Here is a 24,871-nt window from a genome sequence, read left to right as displayed (position 1 = left end):
TCCGCAAGAAAGGCTTACGCTCATGGGTGAAGATCAGGTTGCCGCCGAAATCGGCATGTCCGTGATGGCGACGTTTGCCTTGGCCGGACCCATTCTTGGCCTGGCGGCGCTTCTCGGCCTCATCATCGCAATTTTCCAGGCGGCGACGCAGATCCAGGAACAGACCATCGCGCAGATCGTCAAGATCTTCGTGATCTCCATCACCCTGCTACTGTTCGGCCGGGTGCTGGCAACCCCGCTGATCGAACATTCCGTCCATATCCTCAATGACTTTCCGACCATGGTTCAGTGAGGCGGCGCGGATGGGGTCGGGTCATCTTCCGCTCGTCGGCATCGAGGTCGCAGCACCGGCCGCGGCTATGCTCGGCGCCGCCCGCGCGCTCGGGATCCTACTGATCTTTCCGATCTTCTCGCTGTTCAGCATCGTCGGCATCCTGCGTTTCGGGCTCGCAATCGGCCTTTCGGCGCCCTCCGTCGCCTTCGCCTATTCGGTGCTGGCTCTGGGCGATACGTCCTGGTTCGATCTCGCCGCGCTTTCGATCAAGGAGCTCTGCTTCGGCGCGCTCGTCGGCATGGGGCTCGGCATTCCCTTCTGGGCAGCCCAGGCTACAGGCGACATGACCGATGTCTATCGTGGCGCCAATGCCGCCAATCTCTTCGACCAGATCAACGCGCTGGAAACCGCGCCGCTCGGTTCGCTGATGATGTCGATCGCTCTGGTGATCTTCGTCAGCGCCGGCGGCATCATCGATCTCGTTGCGATCTTCTACAAGTCGTTCGAGTTCTGGCCGCTCTTCAAGCTCACACCCGTCATGCCCGACGATCCGCTCGACATGGTCCTTGGCGTTTTCGGGCGGCTCTTCAAGGCGGCCGGCTTGCTCGCCGCCCCGTTTATGATTGTCACCTGCGCGCTCGAATTGTCATTGGCATTCGTCGGACGTTCGTCCAAACAATTCCCGCTGAACGACAGCCTGCCGGCCATCAAAAACTTCGCGGTCGCGGTCGTTCTTGTCATCTATACGGCCTTTATCTCCAGCTATTTCCACGGTCTCTGGATCAATGGATTCAACGAGGTGAAAGCCATGCTGGAGGCGGGTAATGGCCAAAAATGACGATACCGAGGAGAAAACCCTGCCGCCGAGCCGGGTAAAGCTCGACCGGCTTCGGCGCGAAGGCCAGGTTCCACGCTCAAAGGAAATCCCAGTCGCGATCTCCGTCCTCGCCATCGCCGTCTACGTTACCTGGCGATTGGAAGGTATCCTCGCGGATTTCGCCCGCAGTTTCGATTCTGGCCTGCAGTCCATCAAGAGAGCCGATCTCAGCGATGCCGTCGGCGTGGGCTTGAGCGAAACGGGCGTGGCTCTGCTCGATCTGATCTGGCTGCCGCTGGCGATGGGTCTCGCGGCGACCATCGTGGTCTCGATCCTCGATGCACAGGGATTTCCGGTATCGTTCAAACATATGAGTTTCGATTTCACCCGGCTCAATCCGTTTGACGGCATCAAGAAGCTTTTTTCCCTGTCGAGCATCGCGGAGTTCATCAAAGGGCTTGCCAAGTTTGCCCTGCTCGCCGCCGCCGGCAGCGGCGCAATCCTTTATTTCCTCAACAGCATCTTCTGGGCGCCGCTTTGCGGAGAGGCATGCTCGCTATCCACCGCAGCCCATCTTCTCGGCTCGATCCTTATCGTTGTCGCAGGCATCATGGTGGCGGCGGCGTTTTTCGATATCCGCATTTCGCGTGCGCTGTTCAGGCATGAGCATCGCATGACCAAGACCGAGGCGCGGCGGGAATACAAGGACACCCAGGGAGATCCGAAGCTGAAATCGGCGCGCCGGCAGATCGGCGCGGAAATGCGCGGCAGCCCGCCGCGCAAGGAACGGCCGGGCAGGCGATAAAAGCCGGCATTTGCCGAAATGCGACGGCGCGGTTTCAGCGTGCTTGAACCGGAAGGCGCTGATGATGGATCGAGCCGATCTCTCCGATGGTTTCGATCGCTATGTCTCTGTCGATTTCTTCCACCGCCACTACCGGAATGCGGCAGCTATGGCGGAGCAACAGCGTCTGGGTAAACAGGCGCAACTCGCCCGGCACGATGATGACGGGATCGTGTCCCCTCTCATTGGCGTCCTCCAGGGCCTGTCTCGTTTTCTCGGCAAGCAGGCGTAGTCTTTCGCCTATCTCGATCTTCTCGGTCGCTCCGCCTGCCTCATAGGACCGGACGACATGATCCCATTCGGCGGGAAGGACGAGCGCCGGCAACAATCCCCGCCGGTCGAGAAGCCCGAACGCAATCTGCTTGACCAGCGCGGCACGCGCCTTTTCGGCCAGGGCATCCGGCTCATTATCAACGCCGGCGTGCAGCATCACTTCCAGAAGTCCGCGCGGCTGGGAAAGCGTCACGCCGGATTCCAGCAGGCGCCTGACGACCGCGACCGTCAGCATCAGCGGGACCTGGATGGCGACATCGATCGCCAGTTTGCCGAGACGCGGTTCGAGGCTGCCCAGCCACTGCGCGGCATCGTCGACGCTGAAAAGCGCGCCGATGTGGCGGCGGACGATGCGCACGATGTCGTCGGCGATCTGTTCAACCGTTCGTTCAGGACCGCAGCTGACGAGGCCGGCAGGCACGTTTTCGACCTGGAGATGGATGAGATTCTCGGCCATACGGGGATCGGCGTTGAACGTCGGCACCGTCACGGAGACGCCGACCGCGCGGGCCGCCATGCGGATACGACCGTCCAGCATCTCGCCGAGTCTCATTGCTTCGAGCCGCGTAAGCGTTTCCATGGAGACGGTTGCAACGACGGGATCGCCATATTTCGTTCTGTCGAGCGGATGGGAATTGGCGCTTTCCGTCGCATTCGTCGATCCGGCAGCGGGCTGGCCTGCGCGCCGCCGATGAACCACGAAGGCAAGGACCGCCAGACCCACGCCGATCGCGCCGAGCACGCTGGTCGGGAATCCGGGAACGAAGCCGGCGCATATCGTCAGCGCTGCCGCAATCGCCAATGCGCGGGGCTCCCGGAAGAGTTCGCGGCCGATATCGCTGCCGAGGCTGCCGTTGCCGTCATCGGAAACACGGGTCACGACGATGCCGGCGGCTACAGCCATCAGAATGGAGGGGATCTGCGAGACGAGACCATCGCCGATCGACAGCAGCGTATAGAGACGGGCGGCTTCGGCAAAGCTCAGGCCCTTCTGGAAAATGCCGATCGCGAGACCACCGATGAGATTGACTGCGACGATCACCAGTCCGGCAACCGCATCGCCCTTCACGAACCGCATGGCGCCATCCATGGCGCCGAAAAACTGGCTCTCCTGCTCCAGGCGCGCCCGGCGTTTCTGCGCGGCTTCCGTGCTGATGTGGCCGTTACGCAGGTCGCTGTCGATGGCGAGCTGCTTACCCGGCATGGCGTCGAGCGTGAAACGCGCGCCGACTTCGGCGATGCGCTCAGCGCCCTTCGTCACCACGATGAACTGCACCAGCGCCACGATCAGGAAAATGATCAGGCCGACGACGACGTTTCCCGAGACGACGAAATCGCCAAAGGCCATGATGATCTCGCCGGCATCGGCATCCGCAAGCACGAGCCGCGTCGAAGAAATCGTCAAGGCCAGGCGGAAGAGCGTGCCGATCAGGATGACAGCGGGAAAGGTCGAAATTTCGAGAACGCTCTTCAGATAGGTCGTGGTGATCAGCACGACGAAGGCGAAGGCAAGATTGAAGGCGATCAGCACATCCAGAACAACGGTCGGAAGCGGCAGCACCATCATTGTGACGACGGAAGCGAAGAACACCGCAAGCAGCATGTCCGTGCGCTGCGCAAGCATGGTGATGGCGGACGACCTTGCCTTCATGATCGGGCTTCCGATGCCATTTGCTACTCTTGTGTGCTGCTGGAAATTTCGGCGAGCCTGGGCGCGGAATTCCCGGCGGGGGCGAAGTAGACCGTATCGTTCTCGCTATCACGGGAAACGAGCAACTGGTCGCTGCGGATCTCCTTTATTCGCCAGCCGCTGGGCACCGTATCGCCTTCCTCGTAGCGCTGGCCATCCGTGCCGATGATGAACCTGACGGGCGTATAGCCGGCGGCGGCGACGAAGCCGTCGAGACCGGAGGAGACGGCGGTCAGATCGACGATGGAGACGGAACTGCGCCGGCTCATCGAGGCGATGATGCCGCGCAGTTTGGCCTTGTCGGGCAGGCTGAGAGCAGGCGATTCTTCGCCAATGCGAATTTCGGCGGGAGTGTCGACCACGCTCAAATTCTCGGGAAGCTGGGCCATGCGGATCGCCTGACGGATTTCGGCGGCGACCGCAGCCGATGACGGCTCGGGTTCGGGTGCTGTCGGAGCCTTGACGAGTGGGATCTGTTGAGCCGGCGCATCGTCGTCGTGAAGGCCGGCAAATAAAAGGATCGCCGCCAGCGCAAGAAGGCCGGTAGCGGCGATCCGACGCGGCGCGAACCGCACGCGTTCGGCGCCGAGACCTTCGAGCTCACATGTCGTGCCGTCGAAGGAAATGGTCTGGTTTTTCTTAAGGGTGACCGTCTGATCACGTTCAATGGAGCGGCGGTCGACCGCGAGACCATCCCGCAGTGCCGTGAGCGACACCACGTAGGAGCCACGGGAACCCTTCAGGCCTATGGCAAAGGCGGGTTCTGGCCTGTCGCCGAGGATGATCATGTCGCAATCGGCGCTGCCGCCGACAACATGCTGCTCCGTCGTCAACGGCAGAATGGCGCTGCGCCCGGCGCGCGTGATGCGCAAAGCCGGTGCGGGACTGCCCGACACGGCGTTGCCCGCAGCTACATTGCCGGGGGCTCCTTTGAGTGTGGGCGAGGAGGGATCTGAATCTATAGCCATCTGTTCCCGAACCGTCCGTCGAGCGGCTTTGTTTTCTTCGAGAGCGGGGGAGGCGAGACGGGCGAACCCGTCTCGCCATTGCGTTCAATCAGCCCGGACCGATCTTCTTGATGGCGTTCGCCACACCATTGATCTTGGTGATCTCGGTTGCAACCTGCAGGCTCTGCGCCGTTGCTTCGTTCTGAGCGGACTTGAAGGCCGAAATCGCGGAGCTGACGCCCGCATCGAGTGTAGAAGTACTAGTGCTAGTAGCCATGTCTTGAACTCCTTGCATGGTTTTGGCGGCGAGAACCTTGCAGAATTCAAAATGGATTTCAATAGGTTATGTTAAAAAGTTATTAATTCGCAATAGGGACGGAAATTTCGTGATACGGATATGCGTCGTCACATAGTTGTATTCTCAGCGCCCCGCCATTTGGGACACTACATCAGATAATTATTAATGATTTCGATTTCGTATTCCATGCCTTCCTTCTGTCGTGTTATTGGCGAGGGAAATCCGGATCGAGAGGTAAACTCAGATGTTTGTGCGTTTTGTTTACATGGCCGCTATCGGACTGCTTGCGGCTTTTCCTTTATCGGCCAAGGCCAGCGATCGGGAGGTGCGCCTCGATGTGGTATCGCTGCCGCTCGGCGATGTCGTCCAGACGATTTCCTTCATGTCCGGCATTCCGGTCACGACAGTCGGGACGCTGACCGGCAAGGTCGAACACTGGTCTGTTCGGGAAAGCGGAGCCAAGGCCTTCGTGAAGCTCGGAGACGCTAGCAATCTCTTCGTGGCCTATGATGGCAGCCACGTCATCATCGCGGCGAAGCAGGAGGTCTCCACCGTTGTCCTCGATCGCGGCGGTCGCAGCTGGAAAACCGAGCAAAATGCCATACGCGCGCTGTTCCCAGTCCTGCCCGACGATGCGTTGCGTGAAGATGCGGCCAGCGGATTGGTGCTCGTGCGCGGCCCGGGCGTGTTCATTAAGGCCGTCGAAGATGTGCTGAGTCGACAGCACGCCGACAGCATCAAGGTTATCAAGGGCGGCAAGCTGGAAATCCTGACACCGAGCGACGGCGCCTGAGAAGCAACTATGAAGGCGTCGAAGGCTCTCAGGCTGTTGCTGGAGATACGCAACCTCCGGGCGGATAATCTCTCGCGCAGCCTCTCCAAGGCGCGCGGCGATGCCGAACGGGCAAGAGAGGAAGAGCTGCGAGCCTCTGAGGCGCATGACATCGCGGCAAGCCGGGCCGCAGGCAATCCCATCATAGATGAATTGCGCAAGGACGGTTTTGTTTCCGCCGCTGAGCTTCATAACGCCCTGATGCGCCAATCCGTATTGCGTGGCCATGAAGCGGATGCAGGCGCACTGCGCGAGCAACACAAACTCGCCCGGTTCGCTGCTCAGGAACGAGCAGATGAAGCCGCCGCCGATTTTTACCATGCGCAAAAGTCGGTCGTGCGCGCCGAAATTTCACTGGAAATGGCGTATAAACTGACGACGAAACCTGAGTTCGACGGAAATTAATGATTATAGCCATGAACCCGCTTGCGGTCGAAAGGTGCTCTCGAACTTGATGTTGCCTATCAATTCTTCCAGCAGCGGCGAAGTGCCAGAAAGTATGTCGACGTGTTTAAGGTAATGACCACCAGCGCATTTTAGAAAAGGCTTGCCGGATCGACAGGGCATGAAGCCTCGCCGTTCGAAATCCTGATCTTTTACGGAGGATTTGTAATAGGCTGGTCCTTGATGCTAGCTGTTCCTTACGTGCCGGCGGGCCGCGATGTAAACGACCTATGTCGCCACTCTGTGTCACTTTGCAGAGGGTGTGCTTACTGTAAGTCGATGACAAGGTCCGAACGGAAACCACTGGTCTCTCGCTCACGGGTCGCAAGCACGCCATGGTACGGAGTGGCAATCAACATCGTTCCAGTTCTTGTAGGAAAATGGGCGCCATCATTTTCATTGACGGATTGTTTTTTTGCGGAAATGAGGAACCCGAATGGCAGTAGCGCCCATCCGCAGTATCGGATTACCAAAGCAATGAACCTTTTGGAGACTGGATTTAGCTGATTGGTGCTACGCCGCCGATGCCTGCATGACATTGGCGAACATGTGGTGGAGATTGAGGAAGCAGACCATGTCGTGTTCGAGCGGGATGATGCCATGCGCGAAGGCCGGATCAAAAGCGGTGCCTAAATCCGGAATCGGCTGAATCCGATCGCCGCTGATAGACAGGATGTCGGAGACCTGATCGACCACCAGCCCGATAACGCCTTGCCCCACTTCGACAACGACAATGGCGCTACGGCTGGTGTCGACAGCGCTGGGGACCCCGAGCTTTGCCGCAAGGTCGATGACCGGAATGACGGAGCCCCGCAGGTTCATGACGCCGAGGAGATGTGGCGGCGCGTGGGGCAGCGGCGTTGCCGCCGCCCAGCCCCGGATTTCCCGGATCGAGGTGGTCCTGATACAGAACTGCCGGTCACTCAGATGAAAGGCGATGATCTCCAGCGTCGCAGTTGAAGGATGATTTCCGTGGTGATCCGCGTCAGACATCAGAATTCCTCCCACTGCTCTGCGATCGCTGCGGAAGTCGCGCGGCCACCAAAGGCGCTGGCAAGTTTCTGGCCGAGCGTGCGGGCCGGTGAGGTGACTGGCTTACTGCTGGAGGTAGCCGCACGCGCTATTTGACGCAGCGCCGAAGACTGCGTAGAGGCCGCCCCATCCAACTTGAAACGGGCGACGAGGTCACGCAACTTGGCGGCCTCCTGCGCCATCTGGCTGGTGCTTGCGGTGGATTCCTCCACCATTGCGGCGTTCTGCTGTGTGACTTGGTCCATCTGATTGATGGCGGTGCTGACTTCGGACAGCCCGGTCGATTGTTCTCTTGCAGCGGTCGCGATCGAATTGACATGCTCGTTGATCTTCACGACATGCCCCTCAATCAGTGTCAGAGCCTCGCCGGTCGCCGTGACGAGCTTGACACCCGAGGTGACCTCCTCGCTGGAGCGGTTGATGAGCCCCTTGATGTCCTTGGCTGCGTTGGCCGAGCGTTGCGCCAGTTCGCGCACCTCCTGCGCGACGACGGCAAAACCCTTGCCGGCTTCGCCGGCTCGGGCTGCTTCGACGCCGGCGTTGAGTGCCAGAAGGTTGGTCTGGAAGGCGATCTCGTCGATGACATTGATGATCTGGCCAATCTCGCCCGAGGCCTGCTCGATGCGCCCCATTGCCGCCACTGCATCCCTGACGACGGCACTCGACTGTTCGGTGCTGCGGCGCGCCTCATCGACCATGTGGCTTGCTTCCAGCGCCCGCTCCGTCGAGCTCTTCACGGCGACAGTGATCTCTTCCAGGGCTGAGGAGGTTTCCTCCAGCGAAGCTGCCTGCTGTTCGGTACGCTTCGACAGCTCGGTTGCCCCGTGGCTGATCTCGCGTGAACTGCCATCCATCGTCGACGTCGCATGCGAAATCGCAGTCAGGGTCTCACCCAATTCCCGAACGGAATCGTTGAAATCAAGCCGTAGCGGTTCGAAATCGGGAGTCAGCGTCTCGGTGAGCTGGAACGCCAAGTCGCCGGAGGCCAAGCGCTTCAAGCCACCGGCAAGACTGGACGTCGCCTTGCGCACTTCGGCGGCTTCATTCTCCGCCTTTTGCAGTCTCGCGGCGCCGTCCGCTTCCGCCATGCGGCGGCGTTGTTCCGCCTCAGCCTCGAGCTTGGTGTTTGAAATTGCCGTTTGCCGGAAGACTTCAACCGCTTGCGCCATGCCACCAATCTCGTCCTGGCGATGGCGATCGGGCACGTCTTCCGTCGCCTTGCCGCCGCTCAGCACATTCATGTAGGCGGTCATCCGGCTCAGCGGTTTGATCACGCGGCGCGAGGTCAGCACCATAGCGAAAACTGCGACGAAGCCGGCAATGCCAAGTGCACCGTAGGTCGAGGTGAAACTTGAAGCGATGGTGGCGCCTGTCGTGTCCAGATTCGCCTTGTTGTCAGCCACGTTCTTGTCAACGTCTTGCTGAATCGTGTCGCCCGCTTTGTCGTAGGCTACCTTGCCGTCGCCAAGAAGCAAAGCAGTGGCCTCTGCGCCCTTGCCGCTGTCCTCCAGCCCCTTTGCGCGCTGCCAAATTTGCTGGTACGCAGCGTTGGCGGTGACAAATTGTTGATAGATTGCCCTCTCGCTATCGCTTGTAACAGCGGGCTCATAGGCTTTCAGGTCTTTGGCGATTTCCGACTCTGTTTCCTTGATATCGGCAAGGACCACCTGCTGCTTTTCGGCATCAGCGAGCAAATAGGCTTGGTGCTCGACGCGCAGGTCGCCGTAATCGGCATTCAATTGACCAAGCGCAAGCACGGAAGGGACTGTGTCGTCAGCGATTGAACGGCTCGCCTCACTGATCACAGCGAGATTATGTGCGGAGATCAGGCCCTGCCCAATGGAGACTGCCGCAATACCGCCAAAAAGGGCAAAGAGTGTCAATTTAATTGTAAGTCGCATATGTCGATGCCTTTTAAAATTGTAAAGTAATATGAAATGCCCGTTGATCGAGCCAGACCGAAATCCGCTGGAGATGGTTAAGGGGAACTTAAGATCTCGTTTGTCGTTCAGCGGCTCATGGCTTCATTGCGTTTTGCGGATACCCCGCCAAAATTTGGATATCAGCAGCTCGCCTTTTCTCGATGAGGAACGTCGATGAGTGTGTCAGAGGTTTGACGATTTCCTCTCACTACGCGGTTCGATGTCCTTCATTGACATGGAGGCCGTAGCTCGCTCGCTTGAAATGCTGGGATGTCAAACTACGCCCTCAAGGGCGGAGTGCGATCTCAGCTGGTCGGATTGTCGACGGCCGAAGCCACCGGAGGGTAAGAAATCGTTCATCGATGGCTACTTAGCCAAAATTCGACGGTCCGACGTCGTTCTCATCGATTGCAGTTTCGAACAGTTCTCCGTCGGCTTCCATGCCATCCCCTACCGTTGGACGATCTAGTTGATCTGCTCGATACGACCTTTTGACCCCCGTCCGTCGAAACGCCATATGATCCACTTATTCGAAGATGGCATTTTGCCTTTAACTTAGGAAGGTGACCTCGCTTGGTGGACGATCGAGAAGATTGATGGCGTCTCGTAGAACCTTCAATTGCCGTGTGTCCGATCCGCTTTTCCAATAGTCGGCATGACTAAAGTGCCAAACGGGACCACGAATGACCTTGAGGTCCACGTCTATAATCCCCGGACCAAAAGCATCTTGAAGCGGGCCCGCGATCAAGTCACCGCGGAATATCCAAGACGAACTGTCGTAGATGTTGCTCCATCGAACCAGGGCAAAGACGGCAGCGTGGTGCATTTCCCAGGTTTTTGCCTTGTCTCGCCACGGAATGGAGAACAGCTGATAGGACCCCGGCATAGATGAAGGGGCATTCCAGCGGCATCTGCGGCTGTGGCATTCGCAGGATCGAGAACTTCGCGCACCGGAGGAGACGTCGGCAATTCCCGCGATTCTTGACGTTCTCTGAGATCCGCCTCATCGGCGGCCATCAAAAACTGAGCGTGGGTTAGCGGAGATCCTAATGTCACGAAGTCGGAAATGATCCATATACCGCTGCGAGATTGCTCGGACGTTGCAGCTGGCCACGCCGCAAGTTCGCGGCGAAGGGTTCGTTGCGTATCCAACCAACGTCGCTGTCAGGTCGGCCCAATAGAGTTCAAAAAAGTCCGATCTCACGCCATGGTCGAACACGCCGACGAACTGACGCTCGCGCGCGTCGTGATGCGCCGGAGTTCTAGCGAGCCGAGCCGTTCGTCAGGTTTGCTCCAGATCTCGCTCGGATTGGGCATCCCATTCGCCGTTACAACCGGGTCGTCTTACCAGACCGTCTTGACGAATTCCTTGATGGTGTCCATGGGCGCTGCTCGCCCATGCCATGGACGACGATGATCGCCTGCTTCAGAAAGCGCGCCTGAAGACCCGACGGAGTCGCCGGCTGCTTGGTGTCTAGTTTGCCAGGGAGCGCGCCGGGGACGGCAGTATTCTCGCTGGTGCCGTCCATGAAACCAATCTCCGCGTTTCCTAAGTGAAATAGCCCTTCGACACGGTAGCAACCCGAAGGAGCAACCCGTACTAAGATCTGCGATCGGCTTTCAAGGCAATGGGCACGCCGGTGCACTCCCAAGCCAGCGGTTCAGGACTGCCGCCAAGCGCAGCCCGGCGCGTCCGAGCTGCTCGTCGACAACGGGCAGGGCCTTGTCGTAATAGGCGTTGTCGAGCGTTGCGCCGTTGTCGACGCCTTCGGCCATGTCCTGCGCCAGCTTGTGAGCTTCGAGCGTCCAGGCGATCGGATCCAGTGTCTGAGACGCTTCAGGGTGTTTCAGGAGCCAATCCCCCTCAAGACGATCGACATAGGAGCCCCAGGCATAGGTTGTCTGCCGGATGAGTGTGCTGTCCCAGACTGCATGGAGATTGTCATCTGAAACCTTGGGCGGCGATTTGATCAAGCCGCCGAACTTCACGACGACTTTCAGGCCATTTTCGCCATTGCCGTCCGCGACGGTATGAAAGGGTTGATGAATATCGCCAACGAAATGGATGAGGTAGCGCAGACTGTCACGACGTTGCATTGGATCCGTCGCACAGGTAATTTCGTGCTCGGCCCTGTCGATTTCTGCGATCGCGCAGTCGCCTTTTGGGCTGGCTGCGCATTCGGATATCGGATCATAGGTGTTTTCTGCGAGCGGAATATCTACGAAATGCCAGTTGTAGCTCTCCGGATGGGGACCGGAGCGCACGTCATCTGCCCAACTGGCCACGGACGCCATTGATGCCTCGCCGCCAAGGATGCGCTTAACCTGAGCAAGCGCTGTTGCGGAAAGTCTACGCTGAGCGATTTCTGCGATGATTGAATGACCTTCTTGCCCCCAAGCAAATGCATGACCACAGCTCAGGCCAACTAGTATGGCAGCAACAGTGACAACCTTCATCTTTGCTCCTCCCCCCGGATTGGTCATCATACCTTCCCGACCTGTGTGACGTGGTCGCATCCGGCAAAGAATTATTACGTCATTTGTATATAACACCCATATGACGTCCTATTCTATTCCTAAAGTTGTGTTTGCAATAACGATGTCACAGGCGAGGGTTATCATTTATCGCGACCTGGAGACGTCGCGGGTAGGGGATAACCATGGATGTCAATTCCGTTTTAAGTAAACGTGCCAATCTCGATCGCCTTGCTGCGGAGCGCTTCGCTGCACGTCAAAAGGAACGTGCCGCCAAGTCGGCTTCGATCGAAGAGAATGGTATTCTTGCGGCCGCTGGGCTAGCTTCGGCGGTACGACGCGCGATGCAACTGACCGTCGCTGAAGGCAGGGCGGCAGTGCGTCCGATGGCTGAAGCTGAAGCCGCACCCATTCCGCCTACCATCACTCCCGCCGAAGCTCGGGTCGAGGTCGATCGGAAGCTCGAATCCATCGTTGGGATCAATGACACAGATCCGGTCAACTTTCTCGAACATGGCATTCGTGCCGGTCGATCAATCAGCCGCTTGCTCTATGGCCAGCAGCCGATCGGCACCGGCTTTTTGGTCGCGCCGAATATCCTCCTCACCAATCATCACGTGATCGGCGACGCCGACACTGCGGTCGATTTCATCGCTCAGTTTGATTATGAGCTCGATGCCAATGAAAACCCGCTGAAACCCAAACGGTTCAAACTTGACCCAGGGCGGCTCTTTGTGACCTCGCCGGTCGAAGCATTCGATTTCACGTTCGTTGCGGTCCAGCCGCAAGGGGTGAATGGAGAGCCGCTTTCCGACTTCGGTTGGTTGCCGCTCAATCCCTCGACGGATAAGATTCTCGAGGGTGAGCCAGTCTTGGTCATCCAGCACCCGCAAGGGCGCGAAAAGCAGCTCTGCCTGTTCCACAGCGAGATGGTGGATCGGGTTGACCAATACATTTATTACACGACTGATACTGAAATCGGTTCGTCAGGCTCGCCTGCACTCAATAGGCAATGGCAGTTGGTTGGCCTTCATCACGCCTCTGCGCCGAGCGGCGAAAAGAAGCGCGGCGTGGAGACATCGGCGAACGAAGGCATTCGCATCAGTGCGATATTGAACGCGCTGCAAAAATCAGATCGCGTGTCCGGTGACGCAGCTAGACTTTATGCGCTTCTGTCTGATCCAACGATACAGGGTTCCGGGCGTCCGCAAGCTCCGTTGGTCGTCGCCCGAGCATCGCAGGCACAGCCCGAAGAAACCTTGGAGAGCAAGACCGTCATTCGGGTCAGGCCCGCGACCTGGTTCGCTAATCCGCCGCGCCCCGGCTACATTCCTGGGTTTCTTGGTCAAGGGTCGGAAGTTCCATTGCCAAAAATCCCCGAAGCGCTGGCAGGGGACGTCGTGAAGCTATCGGACAATACGACCGAGCTGAAATATATGCACTATAGCGTGGTGATGTCGGCATCTCGACAATTGGCCTGGTTTTCCGCCGTCAATATCGATGGATCGGTCATTCAGAGGCTCGCGCGTACCGACCGAAACCCCGATCGGCCGGAAGCGGTCAGGACCCGAGCAGGGGAGCTCGAGGCTGCTGATGTTTGGTGGTTCGATGGCCGACTGTCCCCCGATGCCCAGGTCGGTGGGATCATCTATGACGGGACAGATTTCGACTATGGTCATCTGACTAGGCGCCTCGATCCTGTTTGGGGAGATGATCGAACCGTGCGGATTGCCAATGACGACACTTTCTATATGACCAACTGTACCCCGCAGGCGCATCGTCTGAATACGGTCACATGGGCGCACCTTGAAGACGCAGTTCTTGACGCGGCAACCCGCCACAGCGCAAAATTCACTGTCATCACTGGCCCTGTGCTAGATCCCCGAGATCCGGTCTTGCGCGGCGTTCAATGCCCGGTAGCTTATTGGAAGATCATCGCTTATATCGACCAGAACAAGCTTGTCGCCATGGGGTTTCTGCAATGGCAAAAGGACCTCGTTGCGCAAATTCAGAGCAGTCTTGAGAGCATGAAGGAGCTCGAAGCCGCCGAAGAATGGCATGTGCCGATCAGCGACATCGTGCGCCTCACTGCGCTCGATTTTGGCCCTTTGCTGAATGCCGATGTGAAACGGGGTCGAGGGCGCGAAAGACTGACCGAAGGCCTTGTCGACACGCTTGTTTTAAGCAAACCGACTTGAGACCGATGATCTGACCACACCGCAGTGCGTACCGTGGCTCGGTGCGCATGCCGGTGATTCAGCGAGTTCGCGAACTGATTGCCCATACACCTCGAAGGGTTCGTAGGACGCATATTCAGCCAGGAATTCATCGTAGTCATCATGGTCGAAAGTGTCGTCGTGGAACTGTACCGGAATGTCCGGAAACTCGGGTATGTAGACGCGCTTTTCACTCGCATCGGCAACGACATAAATAGTGTACGGGGTCTGGCATTCGGAGCACGCGATTGTGGTTTCAGTGGTTCCAACGCCATCGGATGCACGATCGACTGTCCAACCGTAAGCGGTGTTCTCGACTTGATCTTCGATTGGTTCATCGCACTCGCGGCAACCGAAGTAGATTTTAAGGCCGTCATTGGAAAGCATATGTTCTTTGACGCTGGACACTGCTGAAACCTTGAACTTCGGATAACAAAACTTTTCTTTCAGGATTTACTCGCTTGGGTATATAGCGGCTGAGGCGGAAGCAACCCGCAAAACAAGATTCAGAGGGCAGGCCTTCCTATCTCAAGAACCGCTTTTCATCGAACTTGACCCGGTCCATCTTCTGAATTCGGAAGATTTCCTCCACGGAAGCGATGTCCCTGTGGACGTTTTGGACGCCGCCGTCGGCAATGATCCGCCGGAATGTGTCCTGCATCGCTTTGACTGCGGCTCGGATGCAGTAGTTGCCGTAAATGGTCATCTGGATATTGCCGAGCGCGCGAATGCGCGTGGCATTGAGTTCCGGGTAGGCGTTGGGAACGATGACTAGCGGGACGGGGCCCTTCCAAACCCGCGAGAAGCTCTCGATCTCTGCCGCGTCCTTCTTCTTCGAGTGGATCAGGACCATGTCCGCGCCGGCCTCGGCATAGGCGAGGCCGCGCCTCAGCGCCTCCTCTTCGCCAAGGCCGGCGATCAGGGCCTCCGTGCGGGCGATGACAAGGAAATCCGGGTCGGTTCGCGTCGCAACCGCGGCCTCGATCTTGCCCTGGAACTCGGTCATACGCAGCAGTTCCTGACGGCCATCGGCAGCAAGACTGGTGACCTTCGGGAAGGTCTTGTCTTCGATCACGACGGCCGCCGTACCAGCTTTTTCGTATTCGCGAATGGCATGGATGACGTTCAGTGCGTTGCCATATCCCGTGTCGATGTCGGCAACGATCGGCAGGGACGACTGACCGGCGATGGCGCGCAGCATGTCGAGATGCTGGGTCATCGTGATCAAGCTCATGTCGGCAAGGCCGTAGAGCGCCGACAGTTCGAAGCCGGATGCCCAGACGCCGTCGAAACCGGCTTCCTCGGCGAGAATGGCCGAAAGCGGGCTGTGTGCGGCCATGATGTGGACGAGGCCGCGTTCGGCCATACGGTTACGCAGTTGCTTTGCTTTGCTCATAGGTGTTCTCGCTTTTGGAAAGGGCTTCGCAGGCTGCAAGGATGCGGCCGCAAGCCTGCTGCAGCTCTTCGATCGATGCGGCGTAGGAGATGCGGATAAAGGGTGAGGCCATGAAACCTGAGCCCGGAACGACGGCGACGCCGAACTGCTCCAGCAGGTACATCGCAAAGTCCATATCGTCCGTGATGACCGTGCCCTGAGGAGTGACCTTACCGATTACGCCTTCGCAGTTGACGAAGACATAGAAGGCGCCATCCGGGGTCCGGCATTTGAGACCTTCGGCTTCGTTGATCTTCTCGACCACGAAATCACGGCGCTTGCGGAACTCGGAAACGAAGGTTTCGATGTAGCTCTGATCGCCTGCGATCGCTTCGATCGCGGCATATTGGGAAATCGAGCTCGTATGCGATGACGTCTGGCCCTCGATCGTGTTCATCGCCTTGATCAGGTCCTTGGGCCCGGCGCCATAGCCGAGCCGCCAGCCGGTCATGGCGCTCGACTTCGAAACGCCGTTGACGGTCAAGACGCGATCGATCAGGTCGGGAGCCGCTTCGGCCATCGTGGCAAAGCGCACGTCGTAGACGAGCTTTTCATAGATGTCGTCGGCAAGCACATGCACGTGACTGTGCTTGCGAAGCACTTCGGCCAAGGCGGCGAGGTCGGTTTTGGAGTAGACGGCGCCCGTCGGGTTGTTGGGCGAGTTCAGCATCAGCCACTTCGTGCGCGGTGTAATCGCCGCTTCGAGATCCTGCGGCTTCAGCTTGAAGCCGACGTGTTCATGGCATGGGACGAGAACCGGCTCGCCGCCCGCCAGCCGAACCATGTCCGGATAGGACACCCAGCAGGGCGCCGGGATGATGACCTCGTCACCCGGGTCGAGGCTTGCAAAGAGCGTATTGAAGACGATCTGCTTGGCGCCGCAGCCGACGGTGATCTGCTCGATGTCGTAGTCGAGCCCGTTGTCGCGCGAAAGCTTCTCGCGGATTGCCTCGCGCAGCGGCTTGACGCCGGCGACGGGCGTGTAGCGGGTCCTGCCGTTTCTAATCGCGGCAATCCCGGCGTTCTGGACCGCTTCAGGCGTGTCGAAATCCGGCTCGCCCTGACTTAGGGCGATGACATCGATGCCCTTTTCTTTCAGGACGGCGGCTGCGGCCGTCATGGCCTTGGTTTGGGAGGGCCGGACGGCCGCAAGTCTCTTGGCGATGAGTGACACGGAACTTCCTCGTAGCTCTTGACGTGACAGAGAACTATGAGGAGAGGGGCTTGCTCGCCAGCTTTGGCATCGCGTATAGGCGTCAAACCGATCGCATTTTGCGATATTCGGACGCGGTTATTTGCCCGAGACCTCTTCCTCCGTCATCTTTTTGCAAAGTCGGGTGAGCCAGCGGCAGAAGGCGCGCGCGACATCTGGGTTGCTGCTGCGGTCAATCGCGTAAGCACGATATTGCATACCGCTGGGTGCGCGCGATCCGCCAAGAACTTCCAGAAGACCTTGCCGGATCAGGTCCGCGACCACGATGTGCGGCGTGACAAGCAGGCTATGCCCGGTCGTGACCGCCGGAAGGGCGAGATAGTGGTGGTCGTACCGCGCACCGGAGGTGATGTCGGCGGTTTTCAGGTCTAGGCCGCGCAGCCAGGTGGGCAGAATATCGGGGCGGGAGGTGACGGCGATGACGGGGGTGTCGCGTAGGGCCTTGAGGCCCCGGCCGGCGACGCAGTCAGGCGCACCGACGCAGACGAGTTGCTCATCGTAGACATCCCAGCGGTCGCCCGGTTCGCTCAGCATCAGGTCGCGGGTGAGAAGCACGTCGAAACTGTCCGTCGAAGCGGGGGCAGACAGAGAGCTGATGACGTCGACTGTAACGCCGCCCATTTCCTTGGAGAATTCGCGCAAGTTCGGAATGAGGACCGTATAGGCGAAGGTCGCGAGCGAGGTGCGCACGACCAGGCGGTTAGCGTCTTTCCTGCCGTTGCGGCGCATTCGCCTGGCGGTAAACAGGATCGTGTCGAGCGGCTCGGCCACCGCGTCGGCGAAGAGCCGCCCGAAGTCGGTCAACTGGCTCTGACGACCGCGCCGTTCGATCAGCTTTGCCCCGAAATATTCCTCCAGAACTGCAAGATGGCGGCTGACCGAACTCTGCGTGATGCCGAGCGTCTTCGACGCGCGTGTGACGCTGTTATCCCGCGCCACCTGCACGAAGGCGCGCACCGCATTCAGGGACAATTCGTTCTCGTCAGCCAACTTCATCTCCAAATATCGACACTGATCTATCCCCTTCGGTGCGGTGTCCATTCTCTTTCCGCACATGACTGCGGTGCAAAAGAACATCCATCCGCAATCGTCTTTTTGATATCGAATTTTTCGATGTCCGTCATTTACATGTAGCAAAACTGGCCGAATAGCTACCTACCAACGCCAAAACTTCTGGCCTGGTACAAGGCCCTCGAAAACGAAGGGGAATGCAATGGCGGGAAATCAATACCATCCGGACGTCGTTTGCCGCGACCTCTGATCTGAACTGTGTCCCTGAGCAGATGGCCCACAGCACTGCGCTCGGGACTCGTGCAGACGCGAAGTGACGACGCCGGGGAGTCCTGAATGACTTGATCACGTCCGGTGGGCCACTTCGGCTGGTAGTGCACAGCGCTTGGTAGACCGGCTCAGACGAGACGTCGGAATGTGTTTGGACTCGATCCAATGGGTTCGAACCGTTCCGTCCGATCGGTAGCCATGACCTGAATGGGCGAAACGGCCCTTCCATCCAGAGAAAACGCTTCAATTGCGGAGCCCTGAGGGCTTCGTCAGCCAGCCGAAAAGGAATTCTCATGCACAAACTGATCCTCACAAGACGCAAGTTGATGACCGCGGGTGCCGCCGGCGCGGTGTTGGCAATGACAGGAACGCGTTTCACCCCGGCGCAGGCAGCTGATCGCACGACGCTGAAAATCGGCCTGTCCGGCTTTCCCCCCGCTGTCGAGCCGGCTCTTTATACGCATACTGCGACACGGCGTATCGCGACGCAGATGTTCGACACACTGCTCGCCTACGACCAGACTCCCGCTATGGCATTGCGACCGGCCCTGGCCGAACGATGGGAGCGTCTGGATGCGAAATCCGTTCGCCTTTTCCTGCGCAAGGGTGTGACCTTCCATGATGGCGGCGCGTTCACCGCCGAGGACGTCGCCTTCAGCTTCAGCCCGCAGCACCTGCTTGGCCCAGGCATGGCAGGCAAGTCGACTGCCATGCAGACAATGGGTGCCATCGATAGGGTCGACATCATCGACAGCCACACCGTTATCGTCCACGCGAAAAACGACGACGCTCTTCTGGAAAAGCGGCTGGCCTCCTGGGGCTCGGAAATCGTCAGCAAACGCGCCTTCGACGCGGCGAGGTCGTGGGATGCTTGGACTGCCGCGCCTGTTGGTGCCGGACCCTATCGGATTGTCAGCCAATCTCTTGATGTCGAGGTCAAGCTTGCCGCGCACGACGCTTATTGGGGCGGGACGCCACCCTACGCCGGCATATATTTCCGGATCATTCCGGAGGCCGCCTCGCGTATGAACGCGCTGATTGCCGGAGAGGTCGATTTCATCACCGACATCGCGCCGGACATGTTCCCCGAGATCGAAAAGCATGCCGACCTCGAAGTTGCAGGCGGACCGGTCCAAAATATCCGAGCGCTGAATATCGATACGACAGATCCGGTGCTGAACAAGGTTGGGGTCCGGCGCGCCCTCAGCCTCGCAATTGACCGCAAGGCGCTGGTAGAGGCTTTGTGGCAAAACAAGCTCCTCATCCCCAATGGCTATCAGCTCCCGAGTTTTGGAGAGGCTTACATCGAGGATTACCCGGCCCTGGCCTACGACCCCGATTTGGCCCGCAAGCTCCTCGCCGAAAGCGGATACAAGGGCGAAACCATTACCTACAAGCTCCTGAACAACTACTATCCCAACCAGGTCGCAGGCGCTCAGATCATGATTGAGATGTGGCGGGCCGTCGGGCTCAACGTCGAGATCCAGATGATGGAGAATTTCGCGCAGATTGAGAAAAAGCCGGTTCACGCGATTTACGACAGTTCGAATACCGCGACAATTCCCGACCCGCTCGGTTTTCCGTGGCGCATATTCGGGCCGTCCGGCGAGAACGTTAAAGCTGGCCTCTGGAAAAACGAAGAATATTTCGGTCTTGGCGAGAAGCTGCAGCAGACGACCGATCCGCAGGCACGCCGGGTAATCATCAAGCGCATGCTTGAGATCGTCGATCGGGACGATCCGCCCTGCGTGATCCTGCACGGTTCCGGTCAGTTCTACGGCAAGCGCAAGGACATTGCCTGGGTGCCGGGTCAGACGCTCGACCTGAACTTCGGCCCGTTCAATGCGGCTTATACCCGCAAATGAAGCTTGGAGGGACGGCAGTGGAACATCTTGCCGGCACCAGGGTGGCACCCGCTTTCCCGGCGACGTCGTCGTCGGGATCATTGCTCTCGATTGAGGCCCTGACCGTCGACTTCGGCGGTGTACGGGTTCTTCAGGGCGTCGACCTTACGCTTGCGCGCGGGGAGGCGCTCGGTATCGTCGGCGAGTCAGGCAGCGGCAAATCCGTAACCTGGCTTGCAGCTCTCGGACTCCTGCCAAAGACAGCGATGGTGGGAGGGAGCGTTCGCCTCGACGGAAGACAACTGCTGAGGGCAGCCCCGGCCGACCTCGACAGAATTCGGGGCGGGCACGTGGCGATGATCTTCCAGGATCCGTCAAGCGCACTCAATCCTGTTCTGCGGATCGGACGGCAGATCGGCGAAGTTCTCACCCGCCATCAAGGTGTTTCCGGGTCGAGCATCCGGGCGGAGACAAAGCGTCTTTTCGACCTCGTCGGCCTTCCGGATGCAGCCCGTCGGTTCGACGCCTATCCCCATGAACTGTCCGGCGGTCAAAACCAACGGGTGATGATCGCCATGGCGCTTGCCGGAAAACCGGACGTTCTGGTTGCCGACGAACCCACGACCGCCCTCGACGCCACGATCCAGGCACAAATACTCGATCTTCTGACCACCATCAGGCGCGAGACCGGCATGGCTCTTGTTCTAATCAGCCACGATCTCGGGGTCGTTTCAGAAACATGCGACCGCATTGCCGTCATGTATGCCGGCCGCATCGTCGAGACGGCACCGTCGGGCTCGATGTTCGCGAACCCCCACCATCCCTATACGCAAGGCCTGCTGGCGGCATTGCCGCCCTTCGAGGGTGCATTGCATCGGCTTCTCCCGATTGAGGGGCAGGTGCCGGATCCGGCAAATATGCCTCCGGGATGCCCGTTCGCACCCCGCTGTTCCCAGCGCTCCAACGCTTGCGAGACAGCCGCCCCGCAACTCATAGCGACCGAAGCTGGACGGTTCTCCGCCTGTATCTCCGGTTTGGCCGCGGGAAACCGGCACATCCGTAAATTCAGCGAAAGCATGCACGTATGACGGCCAACATTCTCGAACTTCAGAACATCTCGCGAAACTATTCGACCCGCCAGGGGCTTTTCGGAAGGACAATTCCGATCCGCGCCGTCGACGACGTATCGCTGTCTCTGCAACCAGGTGAGACATTGGCGCTCGTCGGCGAATCCGGCTCGGGAAAGTCGACGACAGGTCGGATCGCGCTTGGCATCGAACGGCCGAACAGCGGTCAGGTCCTCTTCCGTGGTGCGGAAATGCCGCGCGCGGATACCCGTGACTGGCGCCGGCTGCGCGCGCACATGCAAATGATCTATCAGGATCCGCTGGCGGCGCTGGATCGCCGCCTGACCATTCTCGATCAGGTAAGGGAGCCGTTGGACGTCCACGAGATCGGACCAGCATCCGAGCGGAACGACAGGGCGCTTGCCATGCTCAGCGCCGTTGGCCTTAGTGCGAGCCACGCGGCCAGCCTGCCGTCTCAGATTTCGGGTGGCCAGCGTCAGCGTGCTGTTCTAGCCCGGGCGCTCGTCATGCAGCCTGCCTTGCTCGTCTGCGACGAACCGGTCTCGGCTCTCGACGTGTCGATCCAGGCGCAGGTCGTCAACCTGCTTATGGACTTGCAAAAGGACATGTGTCTCAGCCTCCTCTTCATCAGCCACGACCTGAAGGTCGTTCGCCAGGTCAGCCAGCGCATGGCCGTGATGTATCTCGGCCGCATCGTCGAGGTCGGCGAGACGAATCTCCTGCTATCGAGCCCATCGCACCCCTATACCAAGGCGCTGGTCTCGGCGGTTCCTGTTGCGGGTCGACGCACCCGCGAACGCATCATCCTCAAGGGCGAGCCGCCGAACCCGGCGGCGCGTCCGACCGGATGCGCGTTCCACCCGCGCTGTCCGATTGCGCGCGCGGAATGCGCGCAGATTTCCCCCTCGTACTCAACCCTGTCGGACGGACGGACTGTCGCCTGCCATGCAGTCGATGCCAGCCTACCGCTTAAGATGGTTGGCCCCTGATGTTTCGATATTTTGCCATACGTATCCTGCGCGCCTTCCTGACGGTCGCGCTGGTCGTTACATTCGCCTTCATTGTGCTCCGGCTTTCGGGAGATCCTGCCCGCAGCATCATGGGCGATGACGCTTCACCCGAGGCCATGACCGCCTTTCGGCAGGGCTGGGGACTCGATCAACCGCTCTGGATGCAGTACCTCAAGTATTTCGCTGCGATCTTTGAGGGCGATCTCGGCCGATCGATGCGCAGCGGCGGACCCGCCCTCGATGTTGTCCTCTCCCGTATCCCGGCAACGCTCATACTGACCCTGCCAGCACTCGTCTTGAAGTTGGCAATCGGCATTCCCGCCGGCGTCTACGCCGCCTTGCACCGAGACAGCGCCATCGACCGCGCGGTCATGGTGACCGCGGTTGCGGGTTATACCGTGCCGAATTTCGTGCTTGGCCTGGTTTTGGTTCAACTGCTCGCCATCTGGGTTGCGTGGCTGCCGACCGGCGGCACGGGCGGGCTGCAGCATCTCATACTGCCAATCATCACGCTCGGCGTCGGCGGCGCCGCAGTGCTCGCCCGCTTCGTTCGAAGCGCAATGCTTGAGGTGCTGGGACAGCCCTATGTACGGACTGCCAGTGCCAAGGGAATTCCCTGGGCTGCGGTCGTGCGCGGTCACGCACTGCCGAACGCCGCAATCCCCACGGTGACCATTGTCGGCTTCATGGTCGGCAATCTCATCGCGGGTTCGGTTGTCGTCGAGAGCGTATTTTCCTGGCCAGGTGTCGGCAACCTGCTGGTGGTGTCGGTGGCGGCGCGAGATCTGGCGGTCGTGCAATGCATTTTGCTGCTGGTCGCCGTCGCAATGGTGCTTTCCAATCTCGTCGTGGATTTCCTCTACGGCTTCCTCGATCCGCGCTTAGCCAACGCCAACCCGGCTGGAGGGCACTGAGCTATGGCCATGATGGAAAAAGTAAACGAGACGGCGGTCCCCAAGCATAAGATGCGGCAACATCGTCCTATGCCCTTCGCGGTCATCGCCAGCCTGATCTGGATCGGCCTCATCGTGCTTGTCGCATTGCTCGCCAATCAGATCGCGCCTTATCAATATACGGCTCTTGACCTGCCAAATCGTCTGTCCTCGCCGTTCCACCCACGGCATTGGCTCGGAACGGACGAACTCGGTCGGGATGTGCTGTCGCGATTGATCTTCTCCGTTCGGATCTCGGCTCTGGTCGCTCTCGGGGCGACGCTGATTTCCGCCTGCTTCGGGACGACCATGGGCTTTGTCGCGGCGCATTTTCGCGGGCGCGTCGAGCAGTTGATCCTGATGCTGGCAGATTTCCAGGCAGCCATGCCATTTCTCATCCTTTCCCTTTCGGTGCTGGCATTTTTCGGCAACGCTTTGCCGCTCTTCATCGGATTGATGGGCCTTTACGGTTGGGAGCGTTATGCCCGCATCTCCCGCGGGCTTGCGATTGCGGCGAGCGCGCAAGGATATGCCGGCGCCGTTCGTCAGTTGGGCGCAAGTCCGTTCCGCGTCTATTTCCGTCATATTCTGCCGAATATCTCTTCCACACTCATCGTGTCGATGACGCTGACCTTTCCGGAAATCATCCTCATGGAAAGCAGCCTGTCGTTCCTCGGGCTCGGCGTTCAGCCGCCAATGACCAGCCTCGGCAACATGGTCGGCTACGGCCGGGACTACATGACCCGCGCGCCCTGGATCATGTTTGCGCCCGCGGCGCTGATCGTCACGACGACGCTCTCAATCAGCCTGTTGGGCGACTGGCTGCGCGACCGATTGGACAAGGGACTGCAGTGACTGCAAACAGATCGTCAGCCAAGAAGTCGCTGGGCAAAGCATCACAACCGCATAAGACGCCAAGGAGACAATAAAGATGCAATCCGTTCGCGACGATGCCGTCGAAATTACCAAGAGCAGCTTCGTGTTTGACTGCCTGTCGCTCAATTATGTCCTTGATGAGCCTTACGCAGAGGCTTGCCTCACCGCTGGTGTCAACGCCACGAATGTCACCTTCGCGGCCGAACAGGACTGGGAAAGCACGCTGAGATCTTTTGAAACCTCTCTTCGAAAGATCGAGGCGAGCCCACTGCTCCATTTGGCGCTAAACAGCGCCGACATCGAAAGAGCAGCAAAAGAGGGAAAGCTTGCGGTCATGCCGGGCACGCAGGGAGCTTCGATGATCGATGATCAGCTCTGGAGAGTGTCCCTGCTTTTCCGTCTTGGCTTGCGGTTCATCGGACTGACCTATTCGCAATCAAACAAGCTGGGCGCTGGTTGTGGGGAACTGAATGACGCGGGCTTAAGCTTCCTGGGCAAGGACTTCATCGCCGCGGTCAACGAATTGCCGATGTTTTTGGACCTGTCGCATACCGGGCGTCAATCCCGGCGGCAGGCAATAGAGCTCGCGGCCAATCCGACGTTCACCCATGCCAATGCATTTTCGGTGAACCCCAACGACCGAAACGTAAAGGATGAGGAACTGGGTGCAGTTGTCGCGAAAGGCGGAATGATCGGCCTGTGCTGCGTGACCCGCACGGTTCGCAAAACCCAAGCCACAGTATCGGACCTGATCGATCATGCGGATCACATAACGTCCCGTTTTGGCGTCGCATCCTGTGGCCTCGGTCTTGATTACAGCGATGGCTTGATCGCCTCCAAGACTCAACCGCCCGAATCCATTCGCTGGCGATCGCTGAGGCCCGATATCTGGGGAACGAACGACGACTTCTTCAATCTGAAGTATCCGAAGGGTGTCGAAACGATCGCCGGGCTTTCCAATCTCACAGCTGCTCTCATCGACCGCGGATACTCGCGCGAGCAGATCGAAGCGATCCTCGGGGGAAACTGGCTGCGGTCCATTCGCAGGGTCGTCGGATAGGCGCAAATGATCCGAACGGCTTGCCGGGCGTTGGTCAGGGCGCCTTTCGGCTTCAACTCTCAACGCGG

Annotated in this window: 22 protein-coding genes; 12 read left to right on the top strand and 10 right to left on the bottom strand. The window is 59.1% G+C overall.

Annotation, left to right across the window (positions count from 1 at the left end):
• The first annotated feature begins 22 nt into the window (after positions 1 to 22).
• The 3 genes from ACXHXG_RS20170 to ACXHXG_RS20160 are packed head-to-tail and all read left to right on the top strand — an operon-like array spanning position 23 to position 1,896.
• Positions 23 to 292 carry a flagellar biosynthetic protein FliQ gene (locus ACXHXG_RS20170; RefSeq protein ID WP_004672590.1) on the top strand — a complete coding sequence of 90 codons (270 nt, stop codon included), beginning with the start codon at positions 23 to 25 and terminating at the stop codon, positions 290 to 292.
• Between the two features lie 10 nt (positions 293 to 302).
• Entirely contained in the window at positions 303 to 1,112 is an 810-nt protein-coding gene (locus tag ACXHXG_RS20165) for an EscT/YscT/HrcT family type III secretion system export apparatus protein (protein WP_457900440.1), read from the top strand.
• Positions 1,099 to 1,896: an EscU/YscU/HrcU family type III secretion system export apparatus switch protein gene (locus tag ACXHXG_RS20160; protein WP_457900439.1), complete on the top strand. Its 798-nt coding sequence runs from the start codon at positions 1,099 to 1,101 to the stop codon at positions 1,894 to 1,896. Before ACXHXG_RS20165 ends, ACXHXG_RS20160 begins: the two co-directional genes overlap by 14 nt.
• Before the next feature lie 34 nt (positions 1,897 to 1,930).
• Here ACXHXG_RS20160 and ACXHXG_RS20155 read toward each other — a convergent pair whose 3' ends face one another.
• The 3 genes from ACXHXG_RS20155 to ACXHXG_RS20145 all read right to left on the bottom strand — a co-directional run bounded on the left by ACXHXG_RS20155 (position 1,931) and on the right by ACXHXG_RS20145 (position 5,122).
• Positions 1,931 to 3,859 (bottom strand): FHIPEP family type III secretion protein, encoded by a 1,929-nt coding sequence (locus ACXHXG_RS20155; protein WP_457900438.1) that lies wholly within the window; start codon positions 3,857 to 3,859, stop codon positions 1,931 to 1,933.
• Between the two features lie 23 nt (positions 3,860 to 3,882).
• Positions 3,883 to 4,866 carry a SctD/MshK family protein gene (locus ACXHXG_RS20150; RefSeq protein WP_457900437.1) on the bottom strand — a complete coding sequence of 328 codons (984 nt, stop codon included), beginning with the start codon at positions 4,864 to 4,866 and terminating at the stop codon, positions 3,883 to 3,885.
• A gap of 88 nt (positions 4,867 to 4,954) precedes the next feature.
• Entirely contained in the window at positions 4,955 to 5,122 is a 168-nt protein-coding gene (locus ACXHXG_RS20145; RefSeq protein ID WP_283052041.1) for a hypothetical protein, read from the bottom strand.
• A gap of 265 nt (positions 5,123 to 5,387) precedes the next feature.
• Between ACXHXG_RS20145 and ACXHXG_RS20140 the strand changes: the two genes are divergently transcribed.
• Positions 5,388 to 5,936: a hypothetical protein gene (locus ACXHXG_RS20140; RefSeq protein ID WP_457900436.1), complete on the top strand. Its 549-nt coding sequence runs from the start codon at positions 5,388 to 5,390 to the stop codon at positions 5,934 to 5,936.
• A gap of 9 nt (positions 5,937 to 5,945) precedes the next feature.
• Positions 5,946 to 6,380 carry a hypothetical protein gene (locus ACXHXG_RS20135; RefSeq protein WP_457900435.1) on the top strand — a complete coding sequence of 145 codons (435 nt, stop codon included), beginning with the start codon at positions 5,946 to 5,948 and terminating at the stop codon, positions 6,378 to 6,380.
• A 552-nt stretch (positions 6,381 to 6,932) separates the two neighbouring features.
• On the opposite strand, the gene ACXHXG_RS20130 is transcribed toward ACXHXG_RS20135, so the two are convergent.
• The 3 genes from ACXHXG_RS20130 to ACXHXG_RS20120 all read right to left on the bottom strand — a co-directional run bounded on the left by ACXHXG_RS20130 (position 6,933) and on the right by ACXHXG_RS20120 (position 11,860).
• Positions 6,933 to 7,412 (bottom strand): chemotaxis protein CheW, encoded by a 480-nt coding sequence (locus tag ACXHXG_RS20130; RefSeq protein WP_457900434.1) that lies wholly within the window; start codon positions 7,410 to 7,412, stop codon positions 6,933 to 6,935.
• Entirely contained in the window at positions 7,412 to 9,352 is a 1,941-nt protein-coding gene (locus tag ACXHXG_RS20125) for a HAMP domain-containing methyl-accepting chemotaxis protein (protein ID WP_457900433.1), read from the bottom strand. Before ACXHXG_RS20125 ends, ACXHXG_RS20130 begins: the two co-directional genes overlap by 1 nt.
• A gap of 1,641 nt (positions 9,353 to 10,993) precedes the next feature.
• A complete protein-coding gene (locus tag ACXHXG_RS20120; protein ID WP_457900432.1) occupies positions 10,994 to 11,860 on the bottom strand; it encodes a S1/P1 nuclease in 867 nt (288 codons plus the stop codon).
• A 173-nt stretch (positions 11,861 to 12,033) separates the two neighbouring features.
• On the opposite strand from ACXHXG_RS20120, the gene ACXHXG_RS20115 reads away from it, so the two are divergent.
• Complete coding sequence (locus ACXHXG_RS20115) at positions 12,034 to 14,046, top strand: DNA/RNA non-specific endonuclease (protein WP_457900431.1); 2,013 nt, start codon at positions 12,034 to 12,036, stop codon at positions 14,044 to 14,046.
• Here ACXHXG_RS20115 and ACXHXG_RS20110 read toward each other — a convergent pair.
• The 4 genes from ACXHXG_RS20110 to ACXHXG_RS20095 all read right to left on the bottom strand — a co-directional run bounded on the left by ACXHXG_RS20110 (position 14,029) and on the right by ACXHXG_RS20095 (position 17,708).
• Positions 14,029 to 14,472: a hypothetical protein gene (locus ACXHXG_RS20110; RefSeq protein ID WP_457900430.1), complete on the bottom strand. Its 444-nt coding sequence runs from the start codon at positions 14,470 to 14,472 to the stop codon at positions 14,029 to 14,031. The two genes, ACXHXG_RS20115 and ACXHXG_RS20110, sit on opposite strands and share 18 nt — an antisense overlap.
• Positions 14,473 to 14,587: 115 nt before the next feature.
• A complete protein-coding gene (locus tag ACXHXG_RS20105; protein ID WP_457900429.1) occupies positions 14,588 to 15,460 on the bottom strand; it encodes an isocitrate lyase/phosphoenolpyruvate mutase family protein in 873 nt (290 codons plus the stop codon).
• Entirely contained in the window at positions 15,435 to 16,673 is a 1,239-nt protein-coding gene (locus tag ACXHXG_RS20100) for a pyridoxal phosphate-dependent aminotransferase (RefSeq protein WP_457900428.1), read from the bottom strand. Before ACXHXG_RS20100 ends, ACXHXG_RS20105 begins: the two co-directional genes overlap by 26 nt.
• Before the next feature lie 117 nt (positions 16,674 to 16,790).
• Positions 16,791 to 17,708 carry a LysR family transcriptional regulator gene (locus tag ACXHXG_RS20095; RefSeq protein ID WP_457900427.1) on the bottom strand — a complete coding sequence of 306 codons (918 nt, stop codon included), beginning with the start codon at positions 17,706 to 17,708 and terminating at the stop codon, positions 16,791 to 16,793.
• A gap of 578 nt (positions 17,709 to 18,286) precedes the next feature.
• Between ACXHXG_RS20095 and ACXHXG_RS20090 the strand changes: the two genes are divergently transcribed.
• The 6 genes from ACXHXG_RS20090 to ACXHXG_RS20065 all read left to right on the top strand — a co-directional run bounded on the left by ACXHXG_RS20090 (position 18,287) and on the right by ACXHXG_RS20065 (position 24,803).
• Positions 18,287 to 19,858 (top strand): ABC transporter substrate-binding protein, encoded by a 1,572-nt coding sequence (locus ACXHXG_RS20090; RefSeq protein ID WP_457900426.1) that lies wholly within the window; start codon positions 18,287 to 18,289, stop codon positions 19,856 to 19,858.
• A gap of 41 nt (positions 19,859 to 19,899) precedes the next feature.
• Positions 19,900 to 20,925: an ABC transporter ATP-binding protein gene (locus ACXHXG_RS20085; protein ID WP_457900675.1), complete on the top strand. Its 1,026-nt coding sequence runs from the start codon at positions 19,900 to 19,902 to the stop codon at positions 20,923 to 20,925.
• Entirely contained in the window at positions 20,922 to 21,914 is a 993-nt protein-coding gene (locus tag ACXHXG_RS20080) for an ABC transporter ATP-binding protein (RefSeq protein ID WP_457900425.1), read from the top strand. The genes ACXHXG_RS20085 and ACXHXG_RS20080 overlap by 4 nt, the downstream gene beginning before the upstream one ends.
• Positions 21,914 to 22,849 (top strand): ABC transporter permease, encoded by a 936-nt coding sequence (locus tag ACXHXG_RS20075; protein WP_457900424.1) that lies wholly within the window; start codon positions 21,914 to 21,916, stop codon positions 22,847 to 22,849. The genes ACXHXG_RS20080 and ACXHXG_RS20075 overlap by 1 nt, the downstream gene beginning before the upstream one ends.
• A gap of 69 nt (positions 22,850 to 22,918) precedes the next feature.
• The gene (locus ACXHXG_RS20070; RefSeq protein WP_457900674.1) at positions 22,919 to 23,722 is read left to right on the top strand and encodes an ABC transporter permease; all 804 of its coding nucleotides are present in this window, start codon (positions 22,919 to 22,921) and stop codon (positions 23,720 to 23,722) included.
• Between the two features lie 76 nt (positions 23,723 to 23,798).
• On the top strand, positions 23,799 to 24,803 hold the full coding sequence (locus ACXHXG_RS20065; protein WP_457900423.1) for a membrane dipeptidase: 1,005 nt from the start codon (positions 23,799 to 23,801) through the stop codon (positions 24,801 to 24,803).
• The last annotated feature ends 68 nt before the right edge of the window (positions 24,804 to 24,871 follow it).

The sequence above is a fragment of the Rhizobium sp. LEGMi-198b genome (genome assembly GCF_054114205.1).
Note: the sequence above shows the minus strand (reverse complement) of the source record. Positions and strands in the feature narration are given on the sequence as shown.

Excerpts from the sequence above, each read along its gene's own strand:
- ACXHXG_RS20170 (WP_004672590.1), top strand. The coding sequence starts at position 23 with ATGGGTGAAGATCAGGTTGCCGCCGAAATCGGCATGTCCGTGATGGCG.
- ACXHXG_RS20165 (WP_457900440.1), top strand. The coding sequence starts at position 303 with ATGGGGTCGGGTCATCTTCCGCTCGTCGGCATCGAGGTCGCAGCACCG.
- ACXHXG_RS20160 (WP_457900439.1), top strand. The coding sequence starts at position 1,099 with ATGGCCAAAAATGACGATACCGAGGAGAAAACCCTGCCGCCGAGCCGG.
- ACXHXG_RS20155 (WP_457900438.1), bottom strand. The coding sequence starts at position 3,859 with ATGAAGGCAAGGTCGTCCGCCATCACCATGCTTGCGCAGCGCACGGAC.
- ACXHXG_RS20150 (WP_457900437.1), bottom strand. The coding sequence starts at position 4,866 with ATGGCTATAGATTCAGATCCCTCCTCGCCCACACTCAAAGGAGCCCCC.
- ACXHXG_RS20145 (WP_283052041.1), bottom strand. The coding sequence starts at position 5,122 with ATGGCTACTAGCACTAGTACTTCTACACTCGATGCGGGCGTCAGCTCC.
- ACXHXG_RS20140 (WP_457900436.1), top strand. The coding sequence starts at position 5,388 with ATGTTTGTGCGTTTTGTTTACATGGCCGCTATCGGACTGCTTGCGGCT.
- ACXHXG_RS20135 (WP_457900435.1), top strand. The coding sequence starts at position 5,946 with ATGAAGGCGTCGAAGGCTCTCAGGCTGTTGCTGGAGATACGCAACCTC.
- ACXHXG_RS20130 (WP_457900434.1), bottom strand. The coding sequence starts at position 7,412 with ATGTCTGACGCGGATCACCACGGAAATCATCCTTCAACTGCGACGCTG.
- ACXHXG_RS20125 (WP_457900433.1), bottom strand. The coding sequence starts at position 9,352 with ATGCGACTTACAATTAAATTGACACTCTTTGCCCTTTTTGGCGGTATT.
- ACXHXG_RS20120 (WP_457900432.1), bottom strand. The coding sequence starts at position 11,860 with ATGATGACCAATCCGGGGGGAGGAGCAAAGATGAAGGTTGTCACTGTT.
- ACXHXG_RS20115 (WP_457900431.1), top strand. The coding sequence starts at position 12,034 with ATGGATGTCAATTCCGTTTTAAGTAAACGTGCCAATCTCGATCGCCTT.
- ACXHXG_RS20105 (WP_457900429.1), bottom strand. The coding sequence starts at position 15,460 with ATGAGCAAAGCAAAGCAACTGCGTAACCGTATGGCCGAACGCGGCCTC.
- ACXHXG_RS20095 (WP_457900427.1), bottom strand. The coding sequence starts at position 17,708 with ATGAAGTTGGCTGACGAGAACGAATTGTCCCTGAATGCGGTGCGCGCC.
- ACXHXG_RS20090 (WP_457900426.1), top strand. The coding sequence starts at position 18,287 with ATGCACAAACTGATCCTCACAAGACGCAAGTTGATGACCGCGGGTGCC.
- ACXHXG_RS20080 (WP_457900425.1), top strand. The coding sequence starts at position 20,922 with ATGACGGCCAACATTCTCGAACTTCAGAACATCTCGCGAAACTATTCG.
- ACXHXG_RS20075 (WP_457900424.1), top strand. The coding sequence starts at position 21,914 with ATGTTTCGATATTTTGCCATACGTATCCTGCGCGCCTTCCTGACGGTC.
- ACXHXG_RS20070 (WP_457900674.1), top strand. The coding sequence starts at position 22,919 with ATGCCCTTCGCGGTCATCGCCAGCCTGATCTGGATCGGCCTCATCGTG.
- ACXHXG_RS20065 (WP_457900423.1), top strand. The coding sequence starts at position 23,799 with ATGCAATCCGTTCGCGACGATGCCGTCGAAATTACCAAGAGCAGCTTC.